General features: G+C 46.1%; 30 protein-coding genes and 1 tRNA gene. 5 read left to right on the top strand and 26 right to left on the bottom strand.

Features of this window, described 5'->3' with window-relative positions:
* Positions 1-279: 279 nt before the first annotated feature.
* From AWB54_RS07975 to AWB54_RS07890, 19 genes are all read right to left on the bottom strand, one after another.
* Positions 280-690 (bottom strand): type II toxin-antitoxin system HicB family antitoxin, encoded by a 411-nt coding sequence (locus AWB54_RS07975; protein WP_061214079.1) that lies wholly within the window; start codon positions 688-690, stop codon positions 280-282.
* A 42-nt stretch (positions 691-732) separates the two neighbouring features.
* A complete protein-coding gene (locus tag AWB54_RS15695; protein WP_235811128.1) occupies positions 733-810 on the bottom strand; it encodes a type II toxin-antitoxin system HicA family toxin in 78 nt (25 codons plus the stop codon).
* A gap of 108 nt (positions 811-918) precedes the next feature.
* A complete protein-coding gene (locus AWB54_RS07970) occupies positions 919-1,923 on the bottom strand; it encodes a helix-turn-helix transcriptional regulator (RefSeq protein ID WP_153014686.1) in 1,005 nt (334 codons plus the stop codon).
* Between the two features lie 66 nt (positions 1,924-1,989).
* On the bottom strand, positions 1,990-2,274 hold the full coding sequence (locus AWB54_RS07965; protein WP_061214077.1) for a hypothetical protein: 285 nt from the start codon (positions 2,272-2,274) through the stop codon (positions 1,990-1,992).
* A 79-nt stretch (positions 2,275-2,353) separates the two neighbouring features.
* Positions 2,354-2,554: a hypothetical protein gene (locus tag AWB54_RS07960; protein WP_061214076.1), complete on the bottom strand. Its 201-nt coding sequence runs from the start codon at positions 2,552-2,554 to the stop codon at positions 2,354-2,356.
* A gap of 224 nt (positions 2,555-2,778) precedes the next feature.
* Positions 2,779-2,961 carry an ABC transporter substrate-binding protein gene (locus tag AWB54_RS07955; protein ID WP_061214075.1) on the bottom strand — a complete coding sequence of 61 codons (183 nt, stop codon included), beginning with the start codon at positions 2,959-2,961 and terminating at the stop codon, positions 2,779-2,781.
* A gap of 104 nt (positions 2,962-3,065) precedes the next feature.
* Positions 3,066-3,851, bottom strand: coding sequence for an ABC transporter ATP-binding protein (locus tag AWB54_RS07950; protein WP_061214074.1), 786 nt, complete (start codon positions 3,849-3,851; stop codon positions 3,066-3,068).
* Positions 3,848-4,885, bottom strand: a complete 1,038-nt coding sequence (locus AWB54_RS07945; protein WP_061214073.1) for a FecCD family ABC transporter permease — start codon at positions 4,883-4,885, stop codon at positions 3,848-3,850. Before AWB54_RS07945 ends, AWB54_RS07950 begins: the two co-directional genes overlap by 4 nt.
* 31 nt (positions 4,886-4,916) lie before the next feature.
* Positions 4,917-6,101 carry a nitrogenase component 1 gene (locus tag AWB54_RS07940; RefSeq protein WP_061214072.1) on the bottom strand — a complete coding sequence of 395 codons (1,185 nt, stop codon included), beginning with the start codon at positions 6,099-6,101 and terminating at the stop codon, positions 4,917-4,919.
* Positions 6,102-6,114: 13 nt separating this feature from the next.
* Positions 6,115-7,422 carry a nitrogenase component 1 gene (locus tag AWB54_RS07935; RefSeq protein WP_061214071.1) on the bottom strand — a complete coding sequence of 436 codons (1,308 nt, stop codon included), beginning with the start codon at positions 7,420-7,422 and terminating at the stop codon, positions 6,115-6,117.
* Positions 7,422-8,180: a nucleotide-binding protein gene (locus AWB54_RS07930; protein WP_061214070.1), complete on the bottom strand. Its 759-nt coding sequence runs from the start codon at positions 8,178-8,180 to the stop codon at positions 7,422-7,424. Before AWB54_RS07930 ends, AWB54_RS07935 begins: the two co-directional genes overlap by 1 nt.
* 39 nt (positions 8,181-8,219) lie before the next feature.
* The gene (locus AWB54_RS07925) at positions 8,220-9,299 is read right to left on the bottom strand and encodes an ABC transporter substrate-binding protein (RefSeq protein ID WP_061214069.1); all 1,080 of its coding nucleotides are present in this window, start codon (positions 9,297-9,299) and stop codon (positions 8,220-8,222) included.
* Between the two features lie 53 nt (positions 9,300-9,352).
* A complete protein-coding gene (locus AWB54_RS07920) occupies positions 9,353-9,550 on the bottom strand; it encodes a hypothetical protein (protein ID WP_061214068.1) in 198 nt (65 codons plus the stop codon).
* Positions 9,551-9,566: 16 nt separating this feature from the next.
* Positions 9,567-10,871, bottom strand: coding sequence for an HD domain-containing phosphohydrolase (locus AWB54_RS07915; protein ID WP_061214067.1), 1,305 nt, complete (start codon positions 10,869-10,871; stop codon positions 9,567-9,569).
* 159 nt (positions 10,872-11,030) lie between these two features.
* Positions 11,031-11,216: a hypothetical protein gene (locus AWB54_RS07910; RefSeq protein ID WP_061214066.1), complete on the bottom strand. Its 186-nt coding sequence runs from the start codon at positions 11,214-11,216 to the stop codon at positions 11,031-11,033.
* Positions 11,217-11,233: 17 nt separating this feature from the next.
* Positions 11,234-12,436, bottom strand: a complete 1,203-nt coding sequence (locus tag AWB54_RS07905) for a DUF2325 domain-containing protein (RefSeq protein WP_160328926.1) — start codon at positions 12,434-12,436, stop codon at positions 11,234-11,236.
* Complete coding sequence (locus AWB54_RS07900; RefSeq protein ID WP_061214064.1) at positions 12,417-12,638, bottom strand: hypothetical protein; 222 nt, start codon at positions 12,636-12,638, stop codon at positions 12,417-12,419. The genes AWB54_RS07905 and AWB54_RS07900 overlap by 20 nt, the downstream gene beginning before the upstream one ends.
* Positions 12,639-12,881: 243 nt before the next feature.
* Positions 12,882-13,538, bottom strand: coding sequence for a metal-dependent transcriptional regulator (locus AWB54_RS07895; protein WP_061214063.1), 657 nt, complete (start codon positions 13,536-13,538; stop codon positions 12,882-12,884).
* Between the two features lie 232 nt (positions 13,539-13,770).
* Positions 13,771-14,460 carry an MBL fold metallo-hydrolase gene (locus AWB54_RS07890; RefSeq protein ID WP_061214062.1) on the bottom strand — a complete coding sequence of 230 codons (690 nt, stop codon included), beginning with the start codon at positions 14,458-14,460 and terminating at the stop codon, positions 13,771-13,773.
* A gap of 136 nt (positions 14,461-14,596) precedes the next feature.
* Between AWB54_RS07890 and AWB54_RS07885 the strand changes: the two genes are divergently transcribed.
* From AWB54_RS07885 to AWB54_RS07875, 3 genes are all read left to right on the top strand, one after another.
* Positions 14,597-14,681: transfer RNA gene (locus AWB54_RS07885), tRNA-Leu, on the top strand.
* A gap of 101 nt (positions 14,682-14,782) precedes the next feature.
* On the top strand, positions 14,783-14,956 hold the full coding sequence (locus AWB54_RS07880) for a type II toxin-antitoxin system HicA family toxin (protein WP_061214061.1): 174 nt from the start codon (positions 14,783-14,785) through the stop codon (positions 14,954-14,956).
* 33 nt (positions 14,957-14,989) lie between these two features.
* Complete coding sequence (locus AWB54_RS07875; RefSeq protein ID WP_061214060.1) at positions 14,990-15,379, top strand: type II toxin-antitoxin system HicB family antitoxin; 390 nt, start codon at positions 14,990-14,992, stop codon at positions 15,377-15,379.
* Here the strand turns inward: AWB54_RS07875 and AWB54_RS15690 are convergent.
* A complete protein-coding gene (locus AWB54_RS15690) occupies positions 15,376-15,546 on the bottom strand; it encodes a hypothetical protein (RefSeq protein WP_174520061.1) in 171 nt (56 codons plus the stop codon). The genes AWB54_RS07875 and AWB54_RS15690 overlap by 4 nt on opposite strands.
* Before the next feature lie 180 nt (positions 15,547-15,726).
* Between AWB54_RS15690 and AWB54_RS07870 the strand changes: the two genes are divergently transcribed.
* Complete coding sequence (locus AWB54_RS07870) at positions 15,727-17,769, top strand: beta-propeller domain-containing protein (protein WP_061214059.1); 2,043 nt, start codon at positions 15,727-15,729, stop codon at positions 17,767-17,769.
* A gap of 417 nt (positions 17,770-18,186) precedes the next feature.
* Here the strand turns inward: AWB54_RS07870 and AWB54_RS07865 are convergent, their stop codons facing one another.
* From AWB54_RS07865 to AWB54_RS07850, 4 genes are all read right to left on the bottom strand, one after another.
* Positions 18,187-18,744 carry a metallophosphoesterase family protein gene (locus AWB54_RS07865; protein ID WP_061214058.1) on the bottom strand — a complete coding sequence of 186 codons (558 nt, stop codon included), beginning with the start codon at positions 18,742-18,744 and terminating at the stop codon, positions 18,187-18,189.
* A gap of 186 nt (positions 18,745-18,930) precedes the next feature.
* Positions 18,931-19,521 (bottom strand): Uma2 family endonuclease, encoded by a 591-nt coding sequence (locus AWB54_RS07860; protein ID WP_061214057.1) that lies wholly within the window; start codon positions 19,519-19,521, stop codon positions 18,931-18,933.
* 182 nt (positions 19,522-19,703) lie between these two features.
* On the bottom strand, positions 19,704-20,468 hold the full coding sequence (locus AWB54_RS07855) for a DUF3298 and DUF4163 domain-containing protein (RefSeq protein ID WP_160328925.1): 765 nt from the start codon (positions 20,466-20,468) through the stop codon (positions 19,704-19,706).
* A 168-nt stretch (positions 20,469-20,636) separates the two neighbouring features.
* Positions 20,637-20,930 carry a DUF2802 domain-containing protein gene (locus AWB54_RS07850; protein ID WP_061214055.1) on the bottom strand — a complete coding sequence of 98 codons (294 nt, stop codon included), beginning with the start codon at positions 20,928-20,930 and terminating at the stop codon, positions 20,637-20,639.
* Between the two features lie 647 nt (positions 20,931-21,577).
* On the opposite strand from AWB54_RS07850, the gene AWB54_RS07845 reads away from it, so the two are divergent.
* Positions 21,578-22,918: a hemolysin family protein gene (locus AWB54_RS07845; RefSeq protein ID WP_061214054.1), complete on the top strand. Its 1,341-nt coding sequence runs from the start codon at positions 21,578-21,580 to the stop codon at positions 22,916-22,918.
* Between the two features lie 3 nt (positions 22,919-22,921).
* On the opposite strand, the gene hisIE is transcribed toward AWB54_RS07845, so the two are convergent.
* Both hisIE and hisF read right to left on the bottom strand, forming a co-directional pair.
* The gene (hisIE, locus tag AWB54_RS07840; RefSeq protein ID WP_061214053.1) at positions 22,922-23,572 is read right to left on the bottom strand and encodes a bifunctional phosphoribosyl-AMP cyclohydrolase/phosphoribosyl-ATP diphosphatase HisIE; all 651 of its coding nucleotides are present in this window, start codon (positions 23,570-23,572) and stop codon (positions 22,922-22,924) included.
* Complete coding sequence (hisF, locus tag AWB54_RS07835; RefSeq protein WP_061214052.1) at positions 23,569-24,327, bottom strand: imidazole glycerol phosphate synthase subunit HisF; 759 nt, start codon at positions 24,325-24,327, stop codon at positions 23,569-23,571. Before hisF ends, hisIE begins: the two co-directional genes overlap by 4 nt.
* Positions 24,328-24,337: the final 10 nt, after the last annotated feature.

Below are 24,337 nucleotides of genomic sequence, written 5' to 3'. Positions count from 1 at the left end.
GGCAGATATTTTTGATGTGGGGGAACCCCGTTGTTCTTACCTCTATAGATTACTCTGGCAATACCGTCATGCACTTCGGATTTGGGTATATAGCGCAATCTTTCCTGGGATAGGGGAGCTCTAATAAATAGAGCCAGTTTCTCCAATCCTTCCTTATCCCCTGGACTAATAGCTGACTCACAATAGACATTAAAACCGCTGTGATGCCAGTTAAGAGACTGAATAAGCATCCGTGTAAATGGTAATGAGCCAACAAAAAGAACGTCCCTCTGTTTGCCTTCAGGGATGTTTAATTCCCAGGTGGTCAATTAAAGCTCTTTGTAGGATTTGCGAGAAGTTTAAATTGTTTTCCTCAGCCAATGAGTTTAACCAGGCAGGGATGGTTAAAGTCTTTTTAATCGCTTTATGACCGTATTTTTTGGAATACTCATTTAAGTCAATATTAATCAGGCTTACAAAACCATTTTCATATTCGTCGGGGATTATAGCTTTGATATCTGCTGCTTCTGGTATTTGTTGCTTTTCATCTTCAATCAAAAACAACAGCCAACCGGAAGCAGCATCAATAGCATTATGCATGGCCTCCAACAGGTCATCTCCCTCCGTTACGCAACCAGGCAAATCAGGAAAAATCACCGTGTAACCGCCTTCTTCGCACGGATAAAAACAAGCTGGATAAACTAATTGCACAAGAAAAACCTCCTTATATGTATAGCCCAGTAAAGCTGGAGCTTATTTCAGCCCCGCTTGCTTAAGAATTGAGTTAACGGTTTTCATTTTTAAATCTTTGTTGTGGTAAGGAATGGTCACTCCCGGAACTTCATTTGTTTTGACCTCCAGGGTTACAAAATTATTTTAACACGTGTGGTACGTATCGCAAATATACGATACCAACTTCTTTCCCCTGCATGTTCTTAGTTACAAGCTCCTATAGTGGTTAGCATATTCGTGCGGGTTTATGCCGTATTTTTTTCTGAAGGCAGTACTAAAATGGCTGGGATTGGAATAGCCCACTTCCTGGGCCACCTCGGCGACATTTTTATGGGTGCCGGATAATAAAAAGCGGGCCTTTTCCATGCGCATATCCCGCAGATAGCCAAAAATGGTAGTGCCCCACATTTCTTTAAAACCCACTTTTAATTTATAAACATTAAGGTCTATTTGCAGGGCCAGTTCAGCAACGCTCAAAGGATCCAGCATATTGTCCACAATAATTCTTTTGGCCTGTTCCAATTTCAGCCGGTCTTCTCGGCTCAAAAATATTTTATAATTTTTATGCTTACGCAAAAGCAGTTCATTTTGAATAAAAAGTGAGAAAATCTCCAGCACCTTGCTTTTTATGTATAGAAGCCTGGCAATTCCCTTCTGGGAACAATTCATAATTTCAGAAAAAACCAGTTCAGTATCCGGCGAAACCAAATAGCAGCTATCGTTTCCCTTGTTATAGTAATCTAAAACTGATTTCACTTCCTGTCTATCAGTTAAACTGGGAGCCATCTCCAGGAATGATTTAATGAAGCCTTCCGCATAGCAAATCGAGATACTTTTCCACGGCAATTCAGCCGAGAAATGCACCCAATTTTGCTTGCCGTCATTGGTCCAACAACCGTATTCACCAGTCTTAATCTGTTTTTCGTTTTTGCACTCACATCCGCCATAGCAGGCATGACCTTCGACACAGTGCATTATTTCAAAGCATCTCTCTTCTAACTGCCAAACCAGTTTTAAATCCTGCACCAGTTCCATATTCCAAATATTTATTTCCACTCCATTACCCAGGATAATCCTCTCCGCCAGGCCTTTCCCCCAACGAGGATGAATTTGATAGCAGCAGGTTGAACCTATTTGCTCAAATATCCCCAGTTCCGAATTCATAACCTGATAGTATTCATCAATATCCTTCATTATTAAATGGTTGTTCATCTCTCTAACCCCTGTTTCCTGGTTGTTTTTTAGGAAATAAGCATTCCAGTATTTATCCAATACAAATTAGCCGGCCTTGCCTTCCACCTCGTCGATGATTTCACTCATATAGCAGTTTTGCACCATGGCCTCGTCAATATCCATTTCGGCAATAAGGTCCTTAAGCCGGTTGTCTGTTATATGGCCATTCAAGCGATAACTGTAGCATAATTCCTGTTCAACATCACTTTCCAGCAGCTCCTCAAAAGCCTCGGGAAAAACAAAGGCGATGCTGAATTTATCTGAATCAGCCACCACATCGAAGGGATTCTTTTTCACATAAGCATAATCGGGTATCGAGCCAGTGCCCACAATTCTATACTATGTCCGCTTGTTTCAGGCAAACCAATTGCATATATATAATGCTGCAATGACTGATAAGGATTAAGATTTACTCGTGATTTTCAACGTGAGATACATGGCTATAAAGGTCCTCCATATGATTCTCCATGTCTCTCAAATGGGTCTTTATGTCTTCCGCATTGGGGCCATCCCCCAAGTTTTCCAAATCTCTTAACATATGTTCAACATCATTTTTTACATGTTCCACATCCATTTTCATATGTTGTATATCATCGATTAACCTTCCCATTTCATCCTCTCCGTTCTATTTTATTAACCAGCCATTGCAGCAAATCCAATCCTAACGGACCATGTTTAATTCTGATTATCATTATCATCATTTTAGGGCTGTTTCAGCCCCCAAGCCGTATTCAGATATTGCTCGTAAGGAGTTTTTGTAATTTGAACTAAATTAAAAAGGAAAAAGATTTTTTAGAGAATTTGGATTTACGGAGTCTGAAATCGATAAGCATATTAAACCCGATTAACTTCAGCTGGTATCTCCACCTGCCGTCCGTACTGATCCGTAATAGTTCTGGTCTCCGGCAGCTCTTTTTCAATGTTGTTGGAACTCTTATCACTGCAACCCAGCATATAAACAGAAACCAACAATAAACACAGTGCACATAACCCAACTGACATCATTGCTCTTTTCATGCATTTCTCCCCCTTTTTATAATTAATTTTTTTTGTTAAGACTAACTCTTTTCGATCGCCTCCCCGCCTAAAAGGAATTTAACCTTGCTCATACGGAACCTGTTTTAAATCGCTACCGCTACCACGGTTTTTCTGGCAACACCACGATCCGTATAGGATAATAACCTGGTTCTTACCGCAAAGAACTTCTGCAGATTATCTTCGCTGATTACCTCCTCCGTCTCACCCACCACATAATCGCATTCTTTGCCTAAAATCAGAGTCTTATCGGATATACGCAAAGCATGCTCGGGGTAGTGGGTATTGATGATACAGGAAATTTCCCTTTGCTGGGATATGCTTTCGAGTATATCCAGTATCATCAGCTGATTCCTGAAGTCCAAATGGGATTCCGGCTCATCCAGAATAATTATCTCCGGTTCCGCGGCCAGCGCCCGGGCAATCATCACCAGCTGGCGTTCACCGCCGCTTAATTCCGAACATATTCTCCTGGCCAGGTGCCCAATCCCCACACTCTCCAAAGCATTACGGGCAACGCGGCGATCATTTTTCCCCGGCATGGAAAACCAGTTTATATGAGCCGATCTTCCCATTAACACCATATCAAGCACCGAGTAAGAAAAAACGCTGGCATGAACTTGCGGCACATAGGCCAAATGGCGCCAAATATCAACGCTGTCAAAATACTTGATATTCTGGCCATCCAGATATGCAGCTCCCCGGTTCCACGGCAGCATGCAAGTCATGCACTTCAACAGGGTGGTTTTCCCTACCCCATTAGGCCCCAGGATTGCCAGTATCTCCCCTCTTTCCACCTCAAAGCAAAGATTTTCAAAAAGGGTCCTGCTTCCCGGGTAGCCAAAACTGCCCTGCTCCACAGAAATCTTCATGACCATTTACCTCCCGTTTTTCTAAGAAGATAAGCAAAGAACGGCGCCCCAATAACGGCGGTTAGTATGGAAAGCGGTATTTCAGCGGCGGTAGCCGTTCTCGCGATATCATCGATAAGCAATAGATAGAAAGCTCCAATCGATATACAAGCAGGTATCAGTTTGCGGTGATCCGTTTCAACCAGCATCCTCCCGATATGGGGAATTACCAGACCTACCCAGCCGATAATTCCGCACAAGGAAACAGAGGTAGCCGTTATTATGGTGGCGGCCGCAATAACAATCCAGCGGGTAAGCTGAACATTTATCCCCATGGAACGGGCTTCATCCTCATCCAGAGAAAGGATATTTATTCTCCAGCGCAAAAGGAAAATAATGATAATTCCCGCACCGATCAGCGGAATCGCGATCAGCAGGTCATGGAAGGAAGCCCCGGTAAGGCTGCCCATCAGCCAGTACACAATCGTGGGCAGCTTATCCTGGGGATCGGCGACATATTTTATTAAAGAAATAAGTGCCTGAAAAAAGGCTCCTACGATAACACCGGCCAGCACCAGCATAAACAACTGGGTCGAACCTTTAAGCCGGCTGATCATAAAGGTTGCCATTACTGCCAAAATACCGAATAACAAAGCCAGAAGCTGCACCACGGCCAGATGACCTGACAGGAGTATGCCCATAGCCGCGCCAAAACCCGCTCCCGAAGACACCCCCAGGATATGAGGGCTGACCAGAGGATTGCCGAACAGACCTTGAAAAGCAGCTCCCGAAACCGCCAGACCCGCCCCTACCATCATAGCAAGCAACGCCCGCGGCAATCGGATATCCAACACTATGGACTGTTCCAATTCCAGGCCCGCCTGCTCTATATGGGCAATTGCGCTAAAGAGAATACCCGCTGTTCTTCCTGCTTCGATATGATACCTGCCTATGCAGAGGGAGAGGAAGAATGCCAGTAACGGCATAAGAATAAGTATGGTCATTATTAATGTTGATTTCTTGCTTTCATCTGAGCTACTCCGTTTAGCCCGCATGGAAAATCTCCTTCTGCGTAAAATTTTATGTTCATGTTCTTCTGGCGGGTGTTTTCAATTTGCTCGATAATCCTTCCAGCTGCTTGCTGACGCACGCCGGTTCATTATCCCAATACAGGCGGCTGGAAACGGCAACATGGGGGAAATGAATAAAACGGCCTTGGTTTGCTCCGAGCAAATTCTCATACAGAGGATCCCCGATTATCAAATCGTAGTTTTCCTTCTGGCATAAAGAGCTTAAATCATCTTCCTCTTCCAGGAATTTGTCCCCCTCCTCCCAAAGCTCTTTGTCCATGGCAAAAAATGAAGCCACGTTTACCTTCCGTATTCCCCAGTCCAGGCGCAGGAAACTGCGAATAGAGCCGGCCATGACCTGTTCGCCTATTACCAGTGCCTGGGCATAAGTGTTGGGGGGCAGCAAGTAAGGTGTCGTCCTGGGCGGGGTTTCCAGCCCCAGAACAGAACTGGCCGTGCGCATGAATTGATTGGTGGAGCCTTGCCCGATTGGTATGCCTACCATATAGGGAGTGGCAAAGTGCTCATGGAGATAGCGGGCGACTGCCAGACCGGAATAAGCCACCACCAGATTCAGAGAGGCAGCGCCCGCCTGGCTGATTTCCTTCAGGCCCGCATTCTGCCCCCAGGCATATACCTTTGAGAATCCGCATTGCCTTAGCAGCAGGCCTATGTCTCGTACCCGTTTTCCTTTTCCCATATCCAGCGGTATAGCGCCCAGTATGTTCACCAGGGCCTGCTTTTTTCCATTCCAAGGTTTAACGAAGTTCCGGGCTATTTCCAGGTAGGCCTGGGAAGCGCCTGTATCATAATACTTGATTCCCGTAGTGTCGAAGCTTAATACCGGCAAGCCGGATCTGGCTTTGAGTATCCTGGCCAGGGCCTGCATATCTGTACCTATTACTGCCGGGGCAGGACTTCCCAGCAAAGCCACAAAGTTGCGCGGCATTCTTTCTACAGCCTCCATTATCCTGTTTATCAAACGCTCATCATCCCCCAGCACGGCCTCTATTTCCCGCAGGCCGGAGCTGAATATGGCGGCATTGCTCCCATACCAGCGCGGTTCGTCATAGCCGGTAAAATTACCGGTGCAGCCGCTGGCATCATGGATTATTACTATACCATTCAGGTTGAAAAGTACCGAACAAACTCCCGAATAATCCGGGGCAAACGGCGGTAGATACTTGTACAAGCCTTTCATAACGGAATCTCCTTTACAAAACCAGCCCGGCGGCGTACATCTGCTCGCGATGGCTATGGGGATTGTTCATAGCCAGCGTCATTTCCTTCAAAAGCGAGTTGGCGGCTTCAAAACCATAAGCCTGGCAATCCATGGATAATGCTGCGGTTTTGGCACCCGAGCAGAAATAACCGGCATCAAAACCGATAGCCAGGTCAACCTTTAATTTTTCATCCAGGAAATTTGCCATACTGGGATGAGCATTGGTAAAAACCTTTATATGCGGTCTTCTTTCCGCCAGCCAATTTATATTTTCCCGGTCTATGTCTAAAACCTGGTCAGTAAATATATAGGGTACTTCAAATCCATAACTTAGCAGAGCGCGAGCTAATTCAAAGGGGCAGGCATTGATGTTCTCTCCCACGGCTATGGATATGGAACCCAGTATTTTTCTATAATAATTAATGGCCTTTTCCGTCTTTTCATAATAAGCGGCGGTATCCAGGCTTATCCCCAGCTGTTCCTCCAGCTTGCGGTAGCTGGCGGCTATGGCTTCCAGTCCATAACTCACCGGGGCGTAGCAATAGGGTATATTCAACGCTTTTGCCATATACTCCGCCGCCAGCTTTCCTCCCGGTTTTATCAAGACATTGTAAAAAGATCGTCCCATGCTGCATAGATCATCGAAAGTAGAACAGGCGGCAATATGACGTACTGGAGATACGCCGGCACCGGCCATTAACTCGTAAAACTCACTGCCGCGGTTAATGGCAGCAAAACTTCCCAGCATGTTTATAGCCTGCTCTTTTTGCTTAACTGCCGGAATAAACTCATGTATTGCCTTTTGTATGGTCAGTTGCGGAGGTTTTTTGCCATCCATGGCGATGGGATTCATATGGCAGGCTCTTACCGGTATTCGGTAATCATTCTCCACTTCCTCCGCCAGTTTTTCATAATCGGAAACCAGCAGGTCGTCAATACAGGTGGCGCAAATCATAATTGCCCGCGGCCGGGAAATGGAAGCCAGTATTTCCTCAACGGCCTCCTTGGCTCTTTCCAGATGACGCCCGGTAACCAGATCAACTTCATCAACATAGAGGAAAAACAAACGCTGCCGGAATCCGAGCTGCAAACCAGCAATAGCCCCGTGTCGTCCGCAACCCGCCGGCGAAACAAAAAGCATGATGGATTCCGGCACCAGGAGACCAACGCGAATAATTCCCCAGCCCCCGGCGCTGGGGGGGCAATAGCGCAAGCTGCCTCCATCAAGTAATTTCCGCGTCCCGGATTCTACTGCCGTCTTTAGTTCCGTGATTGATAAGGAATACGGAGCGCAAGCCATCAACTCGCCTCCCCCAAATCAATAATCTGTTCGGCCAATTTCATGATTGAACGCGAAATGTTTAAAGCAGGATCGCCCTCTATAACCGTTTGCTGCCTGCTTTCATAAAGCTGAATATTCTTATCCCGGGGAATAATACCGAAGACAGGAACCCCCATGCGCTCGGCGAAGTCGTAAACTATTTCCTCTTCCCGTTCAATATTGCGCAGGTTTAGTATTAATCCCCGCAGTTGGGCATAATCGCGTTCGGCAAAATTGTCCAGGGCTTTTTTTATATTGCCGGCGGCGAATAAAGCCATAGGTTCTCCAGAAGTAACGATGATCACCTCATCGGCATAACCCTGGCGCAAGGGCAGGGCAAACCCCCCGCAAACCACATCGCCAAGCACATCATAAAAAACAAAATCGGGATTAAAAACCTGGTAAGCTCCCAGTTCATCGAGCACATTAAATGAAGTAATAATCCCTCTTCCGGCACAGCCAATACCAGGAGTGGGCCCTCCCGTTTCGACACAGACTATGCCGTTAAAGCCCTGTACGGTGATTTCCTCAAGAGAATCACATTTCCCATGTTCTTTTAGATAATCCATAATAGGGGTAAGCGTTTTCCCGGCAGTGAGAGTAATGGTGGAATCGGCTTTGGGATCGCATCCTACCTGCATTACTCTATAGCCCATTGTTGAAAGGGCGGCTGACAGCGTACTGGTGATGGTAGATTTGCCGATGCCGCCTTTACCATATATTGCTATCCTGCGCACTATATTCCCTCCATAATCTGCTTTTGCACCAGCATTCGATTAATCCTTCAATACTCTGGCTACTTCTTCATCAGACAATTCATAGTTGTAAATATTCCTATAGAATTCCTTGAGCTCTGCTGCCATCGAATAATCCGCAAAAATCTCCGGGTAGTGCTTTTGCGCCAGCCATTTCAGCATAAGCGGCGACTCCACCGACGGGGGATCCCAGCGGTACCCGGCCAGAGGAATCTTATACACCCGCCTGTTCTTGACCGCGGCAACATGACTCCAATCCTGTCCTTGAATCTTATTTTTAAACAAATCGTCAGCCTGTAAATTGCAGAAATTGCCAATATATATGATCTCCGGATTCCATCTTAAGACCTGTTCCATATTGACATACTTTCCGGTTCCCTCTATATCGGCCGCCACATTGCACCCCCCGCTGGCTGTAATCCAGAAATGATTGTAGCTGTCGCCGCCGTTGGTTGAGGGTTCTGGCCCATTCAAATACATTACCCGGGGTTTGTCCTTTTCATTAATAGTGCTGGTTCTGTTCCGGATATCATTGATAACCTCATGGTGATAGTTGATGATTTTATTGACCTGTTGCTTTTTATCCAGCAATTCCCCCAGAATCTTCAACCAGGCTTCCAAATCCTGCTGGGTTCCGTATTGCAAAGCTATAACCGGAATTCCCGCGTTTTCAATTTTTTCTATCTCTTCCGGCTGGTGCTTCCACTGAAAAACCACATCCGGCTGCAGCTTCACCAGCTCTTCAATGTTAACGGCGAAGCCTTCCTGAACAAAGGCGGTGGAAACATTCATAAGTTCGGGACTTATATTTTTAAGGGTGCTTTTTTCCACCGCCGATTTGGATTCGGGATGCATGCCGACAATGCGCTTGCCGTTGCCGTCAACAGCCACAATCATGGAAGGGAGGGGGATCGGCAGAGTCACAATTCTATTTATTTCCCCCGGAACTTTAACCTGCTTCCCCCGCTGGTCAATAATGGTTCTACTGGATTTAGCCTCCTTTTCTGTCCCGGAATCACAAGCAGGCAAAATTATTGCCAGCAGCAATAGGCTTATAATCATTGCTGCCATCTTTGATGTAAGGCTTTTCATTATATGCATTTATTTTCAAGCTCCCCTCACAACTTATTTGTATCCAAACACCTTTAGGCAGACTAAACGCTTCGGGAATCCTCAAATCTAAGCGCCTTCTGCCGATTCTTTTCCGTTTCTTTTGATATTCCCTGCAAATGGGCAAGATAGCGGTTAAAAAGAACCTCACTTTGTTCCGGCGACATATAATGCAAATCATCATTTTCCTTTTCCAAATCCGCCAATATGGCCCTCAATCGCTGAACACCTATAACCGCCATTATATCTGCTCCCCCCTCAAATTCTATCTATCCGCTTCAGCCCTTCAGCCGCTATTTGCTTAGCGTCAAAACCCGAATATACTCTAAACCAACAACTGCTGCCGCGAGCATTGGCCAGATTGTCTGCTTCTTTACAACTGTTCTTGCTCTCTACCGTCATTTCCAATAACTCATAAGCTTCCAGCCTGATCTTCCCTTTTGCCACCTGTTTCTTGATCAGGCTTAAAGCATCACCCTGACTTAAAGCCCGCCGGTAGGGGCGGTTCGAAGTAAGGGCTTCATAAATATCGGCTACCGCAACTATCTGGTCAACAACGGTCAAATCGCTTCTCCCCCAGGGATAGCCGCTACCATCCATGCGCTCATGATGATTTCCCGCCCAACGGGCTATATCCGTAAAGTCTTCAATCTCGCTCAATACCGCATAGCTATCATAGGGATGGGCCCTAATTGCCTGCATTTCTCGTTCTGTCAGCGAACCTGCTTTGTCTAGTATGACTTCAGGTATCGATAATTTGCCCAGATCATGCAGGTAACCGGCAATGGAAACCCGGCGAGACATGGCCGAATCCAACCCATAAAGCCGGGCGCAGCATCCCGCTATCATGCCCACCCGTTGAGAATGCTGTCCGGTATAGGGATTTTTACGGTCAATTAACAAGGAAAAACTACGGCTTACTTTTTCCAGATCATCAATATTCAGCTGCTGTCGCCAGTCAGGAGCCATCTGTTCGAGGGCACGCTGCACCCGGTTTTCCTTGAGATCCTGCCAGAAGGCCTCTTCGCGCAAACAATCCGCCAGAGCGGCAGCTATTTTTTTATCTGCCGCAGCCGCAACACGATTGCTCCAGTTCGATAAGCTCCTGCGCAACAGGTACTCTTCTGATTCTCCATTGCAATACTGGTTTTCAAAACATTCTGCCAGGTATATAATACGCTCGGAAAGACTCAGGTGGCCCAGCCGGCTTGCAATTCCATTTCCCTGCTTGTATTGCCATAATGCCACTACTTGTTTAGCTACCTGCGAACTCAACGGCAGATTGCCCAGGATCTCAAAAATCAAGCTCTGATTGAAATAGCTTTGCGCTGGAATCAGATCATGCAAAAGGGCGGCATAATAAATATTATCAACTTCCGCTTTTTCCATGGACATGTTGCTTGCCAGGCGGGTTGCTATATAGGCGGTGCGCAGCGAATGCTTGCGGTCAGAACTACCAGCCAAATCGACCGCAGCCGAAAGCGCCGCAATTAGTTTATTGAGACTGACCGGCACGGTATTCCTGTTTTCGATGGTTTTGTTATCCAGCTTTTCGGCCAGCATCTTTATCACCCCACTAAACCTTATCTATTACCGCTTTAAAACATCGGAAGAAACTGCTTAAGCAGTTTCAACACAGCGCTGCAACGAGGCGGGGAACCAGAACCCGCCGCCTGTTTTGTTAATAGGAAACCGACCGCTTAAAATAAGCGGGGGCATATCTTACCTCGTTATAAACTTGACCAGGCGGAGCAGCTTATGGCGAGCAAATTCATAATCCCGGTTGTCTTTCCAGCCCAGCGCTTGCAAAAGATCCCTCGTTTCTGCACAACTCATCTCTTCCAGAGGCCTCTTACGGTCTAAAGCGATTAGATAATCCAGCACATTTTCCATCCGTTTCAGTCCCAAATTCTCCACCTCCTCGATTAAGCTGTGCATGTATCCGACTGCTCGGCCAGAGCCCGGCTTATGCCGCTGAGGCTGCTATTGCCCAGCAGCCGGTATTCCTTGTGCAGTTTAGGAGCCAATTCTTTAACGCAATGTACTGCTCCATGACTGTTGGCATCAAGGGAACAAAGTATCAAATCCGACCATTTCAGCATTTCCGTCAAGCTTTGCCGCCCGCCGTTAAGGCAGCCGTCATGATGGCGGAATTCCCAACCCATACCATTGATTAAGTCCCGATAGTGATTATTCAAGCCGCTGTTTCCCCCTACCAGAAGGAGCCGCCTTTTTTTGATTTCCCCTGCTTCCCCGCCTGCCGATATCCCAGAATCAAGAGCCTGGCAGCGGGCCATCATTTTTGACTCCCGGCACAATTGAATAATGGCCTCTTTTTGCTGTCGTACTTGCTTTTCCAGTTCGTCATTATCCCTGAGCAGTTGCCGGGATTCTTCCTTATAATCCTGGCACTTGCGGTTTAGCTCTTCCAATTTAAGACGCAATTCATTATTCTCAATTTTAAGACTGTTTAGCATTTGCCGATAATCCTGTCCATCTTCCGATGATCTGCTTCTTGTATTTTGTTCTTGAAGCTGCCTTTCCATTTTAGCGATGCAGATTCTCGCTGCATCTAATTCCGCCGCCAATTCCTTTTCCCTCGATCTGCACTGCCGCAATCTCACTACATATTTTTGTTTTTCTTCGGCCAATCGCTTCAATTTCATTCTTTCCTGCCGGCATAGACCACCATTTAAATGCGACAGCATATGCACCTCGCCAACAACCCGATTGATGCTCTCCTCAGGCAGAAGAGGATTGGTCAACACCGCCCAGTATAGTCCGCAAATATCCCCCTCGGCCATCTTATCCCGCCAGATCATCATCAGCTTGGCTTCTTCCAGAAAACCAAAACGAGCAATTTCGACCCGGTATTTCTTGTCCAGATAAGCATTTATCATACAAGAAACCATGTTTTCTCTGAACAAGTTGTTCGCCACTATAGCGTGTATCTCATAATCCCGGTAGTCTTTTTCCGGCACCTTCATTTTTTTAAGTATTTGTCTTTGTTCTTCAATGCTCAGGCAGGTGCCGCATATGGAACAATGCAGATTGGGTCTTAACTCCCAGATTTTTTTCCGCTCTGGCATTAATAATCCGGCACTGCAACTATTGATTTTTGTTTTCATAATCATCTTTCTCCTCCAGTACTCTCTTCCCATTTGCTGGTTGTTTTAACCCGCTTGCCGCATAGCTCATCATAACGCTCTCTTTCCCGGCATCCTCGAAAGTCGGGCCAAAGCGCGTTCTGAGCAAACGTTTCACCCGTTTAATCAAAATCAAAACGATAAGCAAAACACACAGGCTAAATACCAAAATACAGACCGTCATTGCTCCTCCCCTATTTGTTAGTTTTTCCTAACTTTTTATTCAAATTAACACCTCAATATCAGTCTCTCCGGGTTGATGATATTGATTATCATTATCTGTATCATACAGTCATCTTTTAATTTTGTCAATAGATTTATACTTAAATTTTTTTCGGGAAAAGACTTGAGCGGAAAACAGCAACAACTGCAGAAATAGATAAGGAATCGTCCGGCCAAGATACCGAAAAGGGAGGTCCATCTTCTCTTAATTTATCTCTCGCTCTAGCACTTTAACCAGCAGCATAGATGCTTCTTCCCGGCGCAGGCTAAGATGAAAACCCTTGAGCCCAATCTCTATCGGATCGCCCAGGGGGGCTACCCGTTCCAATTCCAGTTTAACCCCGGGAACCAGTCCCATCTCCAGGAGCCGCTGTCTAAGCCAGGATTCTGTGCCGACAATTTTAACCAACCGCGCTTTTTGTCCGGGCAGCAATTCGGAAAGAGGCAGCAGCGCTTTCTCAACCGGGTGTTTTTTTTCGGGAGCTTCTTCTGGCAACTGCAGCCATTTTTCCATCCGAGAAAATGTTTCTGCACTGATACTATGCTCCATCAAGCAGGCATCCCGGTCAGCCGTTGCTGGATTAACCTGCAATACTTCTCTCAGGAATTGACGGATTACCTGGTGCCGGTGCCAAACTTCACGGGCCTTTTTTTCCCCTTTCGCCGTTAAATATACCGGCCCGTAGCGTTCCTGGTAAACCATACCTTCATTGCGCAAGGCGGTAATAGCCTGGGTTACGCTCGGCTTGGCAATATCCATGCGCCTTGCAATATCGCTTATCTTGGCTCTACCGTTTTCTTCGGAAAGACGATAGATAACCTCCAGATAGTCTTCCAGCGCAGGGGTAATAGATTGAGTCACATGCATCACTTCCTAAGACATATTTTTCCTTCAATATTACGATATTTCATAAAACAGGGTAAGGTTGTAGGGGTTGCTATTTCCTTCTATATCTTAATTTTACTATTCAATCGCCTGCAAATTCACTTTTCATAGCTGCTTGGTCCACCGTCCATGGGGAGTATTCTTGTTGCCCCCATTTTCACCGCTGCTTGCGTAACCTGAGCACAGGGAGCGAATCAAAAGAAACTTCTTATTTCCGGGCATATTGGCGCAGGTAACCTTCAATATACTTTCTTACTGCCGCCGCCGGTGAATAAATACCGAAATGTCCTTCACATAGTATATCCGCTTCGAGTTCAAGCAGCTTTTGCATGGAAATCCTCCACTGCTCTATGTCTGAGCCCCATTGCTGATTGAAAGGACCATGAATGTCCTGGCCGAAGAGCACCCTTTTCCCTGCGATATCTACATAGGGAGATATCCCGCCTGGAGTATGTCCGGGAGTATGGAGACAAATAAGTTCCAGTTGGCCTAGTTTAAGCCTTTGTTCTTCCCCTTTAAGTACCTGTTCTACTTTCACCTTCTCATAGGTAACCCCATACCAGGAAGCAGCCGTAAGCTGAGGCAAGCCCTCTTCAATAGCCGGCAGTTCCAGGCTATGGGCAATTACCTGCGCTTGCAGCTTCTCTTTTAGAAATGCCAGGCCGCCAATGTGGTCAATATGCCCGTGGGTGACAACAATATACTTCAAGCCGGACATATCTACAGCAGCAGCAATGATATTATTCCATATCATGGAAGCGCTTCTTCCTGCTCCCGTGTCGATTAAAGCGGATTCTCCCCCACCATCAAGCAGATATACACAGCAATCTTCCGCACGGGAGAGACCGTCACCTCCTACCTGGTAAACCCCGGCAGTAATTTCCTTGACTCTGGCCATTGTATCCGCCACCCTTGCGTTTTTCTCTATTCTACCGCAATTTTGGAATTTGCTCCAATAGCGGTGGATATTGATATACTCCAAATGGCAGTTGAAATAATCCATACAGGCAGGTACAATATTTCATGTATGAAATGCGGATGTGGCGGAATTGGCAGACGCACCAGACTTAGGATCTGGCGAGTAACATAGTGGAGGTTCGAGTCCTCTCATCCGCACCATAAAAAAATCTTTACTCCGTTAACGGTCTTAAACTTAACTTTATTAAAACCCCCTTGCTTATACATACTTATTGTGTATAATATAAGCGAGAGGTGAGGCAATGAAACGGAAAGACCTGATAAAACTTCTGGAAAAAAACGGATGGTGGCTAAAGCGCGAAGGCCATGACCATACTATTTACACTAACGGTACAGCAAACGAACCAATCTCGCGACAAACTGAAATAGATGACATACTGGCGAAGAAAATTATCAAGCGGCGAGGGTTGGGATAATCCTCTGCCGCCTGCAAAGGAGAGTGTTATATAATGCTTAAAGTATACCCTGTTATTCTCACTCCAAGCGATTCAGGATATGTTGTAACTGTTCCTGACCTCGATATTAATACGCAAGGTAAAGACCTCGCCGAAGCAATTTATATGGCGCGTGACGCTATCGGTCTTTGGGGAATATGTGAACAGGATGACGGACGCATAATCCCTGAACCATCTACCTCTGAACCGCCGCATGAAGATAATGAATTAGTTTCGTGGGTAGATATTGACTTTGAAAAATATCGAAAAGCAAATGACTTAATTACTATGCGCATTAATGTATCGGTTCCTAAATATCTAAAAGTCCTGGGCGATGAAGCCGGTATCAATTTCTCCCAAACCCTGCAAAAAGCCTTAAAACAACAACTGGGTATCCAAGACTAAGCCAAAATAGCCGGGGGATTGATTCCCCGGCTCACAATCTTTTCAGCATCAATTAAAGCAGACTCTCCACCGCCATCTACCAGATACACGCAGCAGTCTTCCGAACGGGAGAAACCGTCACCTCCTACCTGGTAAACCCCGACAGTAATTTCCTTGACTCTGGCCATTGTATCCGCCACCCTTGCGTTTTTCTCTATTCTACCGCGATTTTGGAATTTACTCCAATAGCGGTGGTATAGGGGTAAGGGGCCAGGCCATCATCCGCTTGAAGAAAAGAATATTTACTTGCTGTAAGAATTTCCACCCCCTCAGCGTAACTATGGTAAATAAGAAGGAGGGATTGAATCATGCCCGTGGGAAAAAAGAAATCTTTTTGGCCCGGCGTTATAATCGGCTTGATGCTGCTTTTTTTTGCCTCCAGCCTGGTAATGGCTCTGGATAATACTCCGGCCACACCAGCCCAAAAACCGGTTGAACCTTTGCCAGTGGTAGGAAGCATAGATAACCTGAAAAAGCTCTTGGTGGAATATGAGAAGTCCTCCAAGATTAATTCCGGCCAACTACTGCTCAAAGAATCTAAGATGAAAATGATGAACGATACGGCAGCTGTAGCTCCTATGGCCCGGGACGAAATGGCTGGCGGCGCCGCTGTTAATTTAGCCCGGGAGTCAGCTAAATCATTAGTGGCGGCCTCGACTGATTATTCCTCCACCAATGTCCAGGTACAGGGAGTAGATGAAGCCGACATAGTTAAAAGTGACGGCAACTATATTTACCAGGTCAATCAGCAGGAAATAGTCGTAATAAAGGCGATTCCAGCTGAGCAGATGCAGGTGGTTAGCCGTATAAAGCTTGATAATCATGGCTTTACCCCCCGCGAGCTTTTCCTGGATAGCAAACATCTAGTAGTAATAGGAGACTCCCATGACGAAATATATGCCCGGTCTATGCCTAAGAGGAAAGCGGAAATTTATCCTCCCCCGGTTTATCGGCAACCCGGCATCCTGGCCTTGATATACGATATCACCGATAAAAACCAGATTAAGAAAACCCGCGAGCTGGAACTGGAAGGAAATTATCTCTCCTCGCGCAAGATCGGTTCCCATCTTTATCTGGTGAGCAATCGCCACCTGGATTGGTATCGCATTCAGGAAAAGGAGGAAAATATCCTGCCTTCCTATCGTGATACAGCCGTTAGCAGTGATTTTAAGCAAATCGATTGTGGGCAGATCAATTACTTCCCCGGGGAAATATATCCCGCCTACATTATCATTGCCGCTGTGGATATAAACCGTAATGAACCCGCCCAGGTGAAGACCTGCCTGGGCAACGGTGAAAACATCTACGCCTCCATCAACCACCTCTATATTGCAGTAAGCCGCCAGGAGCCTGCTCGCCCCCTGCTTAAGGACAGTGACTTTCCCTCTCCAGATGCCGAGATTGGGCCCAAAACCAGGATTTATCGCTTTGGATTGCAACAGGGAAAGGTTGAATATCAAGGCAAGGGTGAAGTTCCGGGCCGAATCCTCAACCAGTTTTCCATGGATGAGGAAAAGGCATATTTCCGTATCGCCACTACCAGCGGAGAAATCTGGCGCAATGATGAGAATACCTCCAAGAATAACCTCTATGTACTGGATCAGGAAATGAATATTGCCGGTAAACTGGAAGGAATCGCTCCCGGGGAGCAGATTTACTCCACCCGTTTCATGGGAGACCGGGCTTATATGGTGACCTTCAGAACTGTTGACCCCCTCTTTGTCATAGACCTGAAGGACCCGGCCAAACCAGCTATACTGGGCAAGCTGAAAATTCCCGGTTATAGTGATTACCTGCATCCTTATGATGAAAACCATATTATCGGCTTTGGCAAGGAAACAATTGAGCTCAAAGGCAGGAACAATGAGGCTCAGGCCTTTTATCAGGGCATGAAAATCGCCCTCTTCGATGTATCCGATGTCAATAACCCCCGGGAAATGTCCCGTGAGATTATAGGCGACCGGGGAACCGACTCCGAATTGTTACGCGATCATAAGGCCTTGCTCTTTTCCCGGGAAAAGAATTTGCTGGCCTTCCCGGTTACCGTCATGACTTTGAGCGAAGCGGATAAAAACCGGGCTAGAGCTGATTTTCCGGCTTACGGCAAGTTTTCTTTCCAGGGGGCCTATGTTTACAAGATTGACCTGCAGCACGGCTTCCAGCTGCAAGGCCGCATCAGCCATCTAAGCCCGGCTGATTACCAGCGGGCCGGTGACTATTGGTGCGAAGACAGCAAAAATATACAGCGCATAATTTTTATAGGAAAGAATCTTTATACTCTGTCCCAGAGCCTGGCAAAATCGCACCAAATCACAGATTTAAAGGAAGTGGGGAGCCTTTACCTGCGTTAGCCCGTAAGCGAGGCATAGGTATATAACTCAATTAGAATATTAACAGCAAAGGGACTGGCTTTTTGGGATATAGGCCAGTCCCTAATTTACTCTGAAATATATTGATTATTTGATTCCGCTGCAAAAAGTAATAATTATGCATTTGCTTGCATAAATATTCCGCTCGCAGTCTACGCATGGGCAACACCTACGGCTTGTCTCGCGGCTCAAGGGGTACCGCGCTAATCTCCCGTCCATGGGAGGTAGCGCTCTCGCGACCTCCTGTCGCTCGCCCCCTTTCGCCTGTTCGCCTTCGCCGGGTGTTGCATCCATGCTTCGCCAACGCTCGCTTTGTATATTTATGCAACCCTTATGCAACAAAAAAGGGGTTTTTGCAGTAGAACCATTCATTTAATTATTTTATGGATCAGGCTATTTTCAATGCTTCCCCTGTCTCAAATCTTTTTTTATCTCTAATTCTTCCAATACCTTCCCGGTATTCAGTTCGATTATCTGCAGCAGAATCCCTTTATCATCAGTCTCAATTACCGCAAAACTGGGACCATAACCCTTCTTGTCCTCATCCTTTAAATGACCGGGATTAAGCCATATAACCGCGTTTTCCCGCTTAATTCCCGGAATATGGGTATGGCCATATAGTATTATGTCCACTTCTCCGGCTATAGCCAGCTCTTGCGGATCCGGATCATCGGGGAGGTCATTTTTATGTTTGCTGTCAGTATGGGTCAGGAGAAAACGATAGCCATCAAAACGGCAAAATATCCGATTGGGTATATCCGGGTCCTGGTAATGGCGGCAATAAACTCCATGCACCAGCAGCACAGTAACCTTAAACTCGTCCAACACCTTGATATCTTCACATTCATCCCCCAGGTGAATAATGCAATCAACTTTCCGATTCTCTGTCAATTCCTCAGCCACCCGCCGCAAATTCTTCACATTACCATGAGTATCACTAACTATTCCCAGTCGCATAGCTTTACTCTCCTTTCCAGCAGGGCTATTAACTCTTGTTGATTTGTAGTCTATTTTACCACGTCCCGGTTTATTCTGTAGCCTGGAACCTGCCGAATAACAAAAAGACGAAGACCGTGTCAAGACATTGGTATTGTTTCAATCAGACCTTCGCCAATCAAGATCATGCTAGCCCCATGGGTTAATTTAAGCCTGGTTTTGTGGAAATACCAGGCTTAGGTCGATAGCCAGCTCAGGCAGAATCCCCAGTTCTATTTGGTCATTTTCCTGGTATGTGCCGGTTTTGCAATACTTCATGTCTTTACCTAAATGATAAACCTCAATGACCGCTTCTCCCGGAAAAACTACCCAGTATTCTTTTACTCCCACTCTTTCATACAGGTTGAATTTTTCATTCAGATCTTTTTTGGCGGTAGAATAGGAAAGTATTTCAATAATTAAATCCGGAGCTCCCTTGCAGCCTCGTTTATCTATTTTGGCCGGGTCACAAACCACAACGATGTCGGGTTGAACCACCGTATCAATTTCATTATCGTTTTCTTCTCCTCGAGGCAGGCGCACATCAAAAGGAGCCGGGAAGACCTGACAGGGCTTTTGCTGAAGGCCCATCCAGATTTGGCCGAAGAGCTGTCCCAATACCCTTTGGTGTTCTGTTAACGGAGCTGGACTCATCAGAAAAGGTTTCCCATCAATAATTTCCCACCTTTCATTCCCCGGCCATTGTAAATATTCTGCATAGGTATATTTTTTATCCGGTTTTGACGCGGGAACGTTCAAATGAAATGCCTCCTTAAACTCTATTGGTAATATTAGTATGATTTCATTATAAAGGGTAGAGCAAGAGGAAAGCAAGGCGATGGGAATTCAAGCGGAACAGTAGGCACGGGGGCCGGAAAAAATGCTAGCTTTTAGCCGCCCCCTTGATATGCGCCTGCACTAAACGATGTAAAGACATGGATTTATTCAAGCCGTTTTTGCAGTTCAGGATTTACCATGTCACCAAACTCGCTAAAGGGAATTTTAAATTCCGGTATCCCAGCAGCATAAGGAGCAATATCATATAACTGGAAATAAATAGTTATACCGCCCGGCTGCAGCGTAAAGGTTTGGTCGTCTTCAATGCCCTTAAAACCGCCCATTTCCGGTTCAAAATAGCCTTCCGGATTCTTAGCTATCTCAGCCTGTATTGCTTTATCAATAAGATCTTCATAATTGCTATCCGGTTTAAAAATATCAGATAGTTCCAGCTCCGACCCATCTCTCAAATCAATATTACAGGGCATGCGATAAGTCATGCCATGTGCTCCGCCCGTAAACTCGTACTTATCAAAATAAAAGCTTAGCAAGCCATTATTGTTATATGTCACTTTATAATCGCTGGCTAATCCATAAGGAATATCTGCAAACGGGTTATCTTTATCTTCTTCATCTAGTTCTTTATCCATTTCTTCCTTTTCAGCCAGCATTTCATCCCGGCGTTGTAGAAAAAGATTGCGAAAACGCTCATTTAAGCTTTGCTGCAGCTTTTCATCTTTCATTTCGCTAAGAACTGGAATTTTCAAACTTAACTCAAGATTATCCTTGTTTTCTTTAATTTCCTCAGTGCTAATTTTAATTGGCGACTCCTGTTTTGCTGCAGACAAATTACCGCTACATCCCAGGCAACTCATCACCAAAGCTATTAATACCCCCAGAATAGTAATACTGCGAACTTTCCTTACCAATACAGTCTCTCCCTTCATTTTATACTTATTTCCTTAATAATAACATTTTTTATCAAGTTGCAAAGGAATATTTATTGTGCGGGCGTGGGACGGTGTATTAGTTCTTTCATTTTTCTCATTTCAGCAAAAAGTCCAGGGAAAGTCCCCGGACTTATTATAGCAGCGTAATTAGTTTCTCTCTGACTCTGCTTTTAGAACTTCAATTTCCTGGCGGCTCAAACCAGAAGTTTCAATAATAACATTAATATCTATACCCCGGTTTAACAACTTGATGGCCAGTTCCTTGATACCTTCTTTTTTACCCTCTTCTTTACCTTCTTCGCGAGCCGACTCCAGTCTGGTTACCTGGTCGTGGATTTCCGCCTGTCGGGCTTCGTAAATCATTCTGGCTTTCTCATCCTGACTAATTATTTCCAGGAGGTTGAAAGCCTTTTTTATTTGCTCGTTTTTGGCTGCCAACATTTCCATCACTCCTTTTGACTTCCCATCAATGAATTCCATCCACTGGGTCAGGGGTATACAGTATAGCACAGAGCTAGTGCTTCTTGAAATCAGACCAACAGCAATTCAATCTGCAACAGCTTACTACACCCCGCCTCCGAAGTACCGGATCTAAAGCTATAATATACCGATGACTGGGTAATAGCCAACTAGAGGAATTTTTTACGCAAGGAAGGTGAATTTTGTATATTCTATTTACTAATACTCAGATTTGGAACAGGAGACTTCCAGTTAGTTCCCCCTGCTGTTATACTTAAGTTGTCTTCACTTAGATTTGCTAATGTAACTGTGATTCCGCTGCAAAAAGTAATAATTATGCATTTGCTTGCATAATTATTCCGCTCGCAGTCTACGCATGAGCAACACCAACGGTTGATTTCACCGCAAAAAGTCATTATTATACTTGTATGTTTAGGCAAGCCTTATGCAACAAAAAGGATTTTTTGCAGTAGATTCACATTTACATAAAAATCATTCTACTTTGCTGTTTTTTATGCATATGCTTTTCATAATTTACCCCCAGGTTTTATGTACATATAAATTACGGCCATGATGCAAGCTGAACTTGAGCGAATTCTAATCTGACTGTTGGCAAGGAGAATTTTTTAATGGAAAATCCAGCTGGCCTTAATATCCTCTTTAGTCTGGGCAAAATCCTTATTGCCCTTCTCCTGGTGCTGCTCAATGGGATTTTTGTGGCGGCTGAATTTGCCTTTGTCAAGGTTCGGCCCACCCGCATCCGGCAACTGGTAGCGGAAGGGAATAAGAAAGCTGAGAGCGTACAAGAATGTATTGAAAAATTGGATGCCTACCTCTCGGTAAGCCAACTGGGTATTACCCTATCCAGCCTGGGCCTGGGCTGGCTGGGCGAACCGGCCGTAGCCACCCTGATCTCCCCTTTGCTGTTTCGCTGGGGTATAAATACCCCGGCCCTGGTCCATTCCATTTCTTTTCTGCTGGCCTTTTCCCTAATCACTTTTCTTCATGTGGTTTTCGGCGAGCTGGCCCCCAAAACCCTGGCCATTCAGAAAGCGGAAGCTATAAGCCTCTGGCTGGCAGCTCCCATGCGGGCTTTCTTTTATCTTTTTTATCCGGCGGTGCATTTGTTAAACGGAACTGCCAATAAAGTAGTAAGGCTGCTGGGCTTGGAACCGGAAGGTGAGATAGAGAGGATACACAGTGAAGAGGAATTGCGCATGCTCATTTCGGAAAGCTACCGGGGCGGTCAAATCAATAAAAGCGAACAGGAATTGCTGCAAAATGTTTTTCGTTTTGAAAACCGGATAGCCGAAGAAATAATGGTTCCCCGCCCGGAAGTTATTTTCCTGGACATCCAGAACCCGCTGGAAGAGAACCTGGCTATAGCGCGCAAGTCCGGACACACCAGGTTTCCTCTTTGTGACGGCAGTCCGGACCGGATAATCGGGCAGATAAATATTAAAGACATCATCTCCCGGGAGGAAGGAATAGAAAACCTGAACCAGATACGCCGGGATATTATCTTTATCCCCGAGGTTATGCCCCTGGAGCGTTTGCTGCCGGAATTCCAAAAACGCCACCAGCACATTGCCGTGGTTCTGGATGAATACGGAGGTACCGCCGGTATTGTGACCCTGGAAAATGTTCTGGAAGAGCTGGTAGGGGAAATCCAGGATGAATTTGACCATGAGGAACCCGAAGTCATTGTCGAAGAATCCGGCAGGCTTCTGGTCAGCGGCCGTATGTTCATTGAAGACGCGATGGAGAGATTTGACCTGGCGATTGATAAAGAGGAAGAGGAGCAGTATAACACCCTGGCCGGCTATGTTCTGGGAAAACTGGGCCAGCGCCCGCAAGAGGGAGATGTGGTGAAGCAGGAACATTTGCAGCTGGAAGTGGTAAAGATGGACGGGATGCGCATCGACCGCATCCGCATCCGTAAACTTCCGGCCAAGCCCCGCCAGGATTGAGCTTTAGCGGCGGGATTTCAGTTCGGAAAAAACTTCCGCCAGGCTAACTCCCTGTTCCACCAGCAAAACCAGCAGGTGATAGAGCAAGTCGGATGTCTCGTAGACCAGTTCAGCTTTATCCCGGTTCTTGGCGGCGATAATCACTTCCGCATTTTCTTCACCCACTTTTTTCAGGATTTTGTCCAGGCCTTTACTAAAGAGATAGGCTGTGTACGAGCCTTCTGGCATTTTTTCCCTGCGTTCCAGGATAATATCATATAATTCATAAAGGATCCCCGGCCCCCCACCAGCGGAGTTGTAAACCGCCGACAGGTCAAAGAGGGGACTCTCCACCTCTTTCCCGTCAAGGGTCTGGTAAAAACAGCTGTAGTGCCCGGTATGACAGGCTACCCCCGTTTGTGCCACTTTGATCAGCAAGCAGTCACTATCACAATCAAAAGATATTTCCTTTACCTCCTGGATATGCCCTGATTCTTCCCCCTTTTGCCATAGTTTCTGGCGACTGCGGGAATAAAACCAGGTTTTGCCGCTTTCCCGGGTGCGAGTCAGGGATTCCTTATTCATATAGGCCATCATCAATACCTGTCCACTCTGAAAATCCTGGATAATGGCGGGAAGCAAGCCCTTTTCATCGAATATTAAATTATCTATCATAATCTTACTGCCACTCCTTTAGCCGCCAGGTATTCCTTGGCCTGCCGCACCGTATATTCACGAAAATGAAAAATTGAAGCGCAAAGAACGGCATCAGCCTTACCCAGAGTAATGCCCTCATAGAGATGTTCCAGCTTGCCGGCTCCGCCCGAGGCGATAACCGGTATCCCGACCTGCTCGCTTATGGCGGCGGTTAGCTCGATATCATACCCGTCTTTGGTTCCGTCCTTGTCCATGCTGGTTAAAAGTATTTCTCCAGCTCCCAGGCTTTCCACCTTGCAGGCCCACTCTCGGGCATCCATGCCGGTAGCAACCTGTCCCCCATCAATATAAACCTCCCATAAATTTTCGCTGATGCGCCGGGCATCGATAGCCACCACGATACACTGGCTGCCAAATTCAACTGCCCCTTCTTTAATGATCTGCGGATCTCTTATGGCCGCCGAATTCATGGAAACCTTATCCGCTCCTGCCTTCAATATATTGCGGATATCATCCAGGGTCCTTATCCCTCCGCCGACAGCAAAGGGAATAGAAACCTCGCGGGCGGTTTGCCGTACCACCTCCACCATGGTTTGGCGCTCCTCGGAGGTGGCGCTGATATCCAGAAACACCAGTTCATCGGCCCCCTCTTTATCATAGAAAGCCGCAAATTCCACCGGATCGCCGGCATCCCGTAAATTAATAAAATTTGTTCCTTTTACCACCCGGCCGCCATGTACATCCAGGCAGGGAATAATTCTTTTAGCCCGCATTAAACCACCC

This window comes from Syntrophomonas wolfei subsp. methylbutyratica, assembly GCF_001570625.1.
GTDB lineage: Bacteria > Bacillota > Syntrophomonadia > Syntrophomonadales > Syntrophomonadaceae > Syntrophomonas > Syntrophomonas methylbutyratica.
This window is presented reverse-complemented; position numbering and strand designations above follow the sequence as displayed.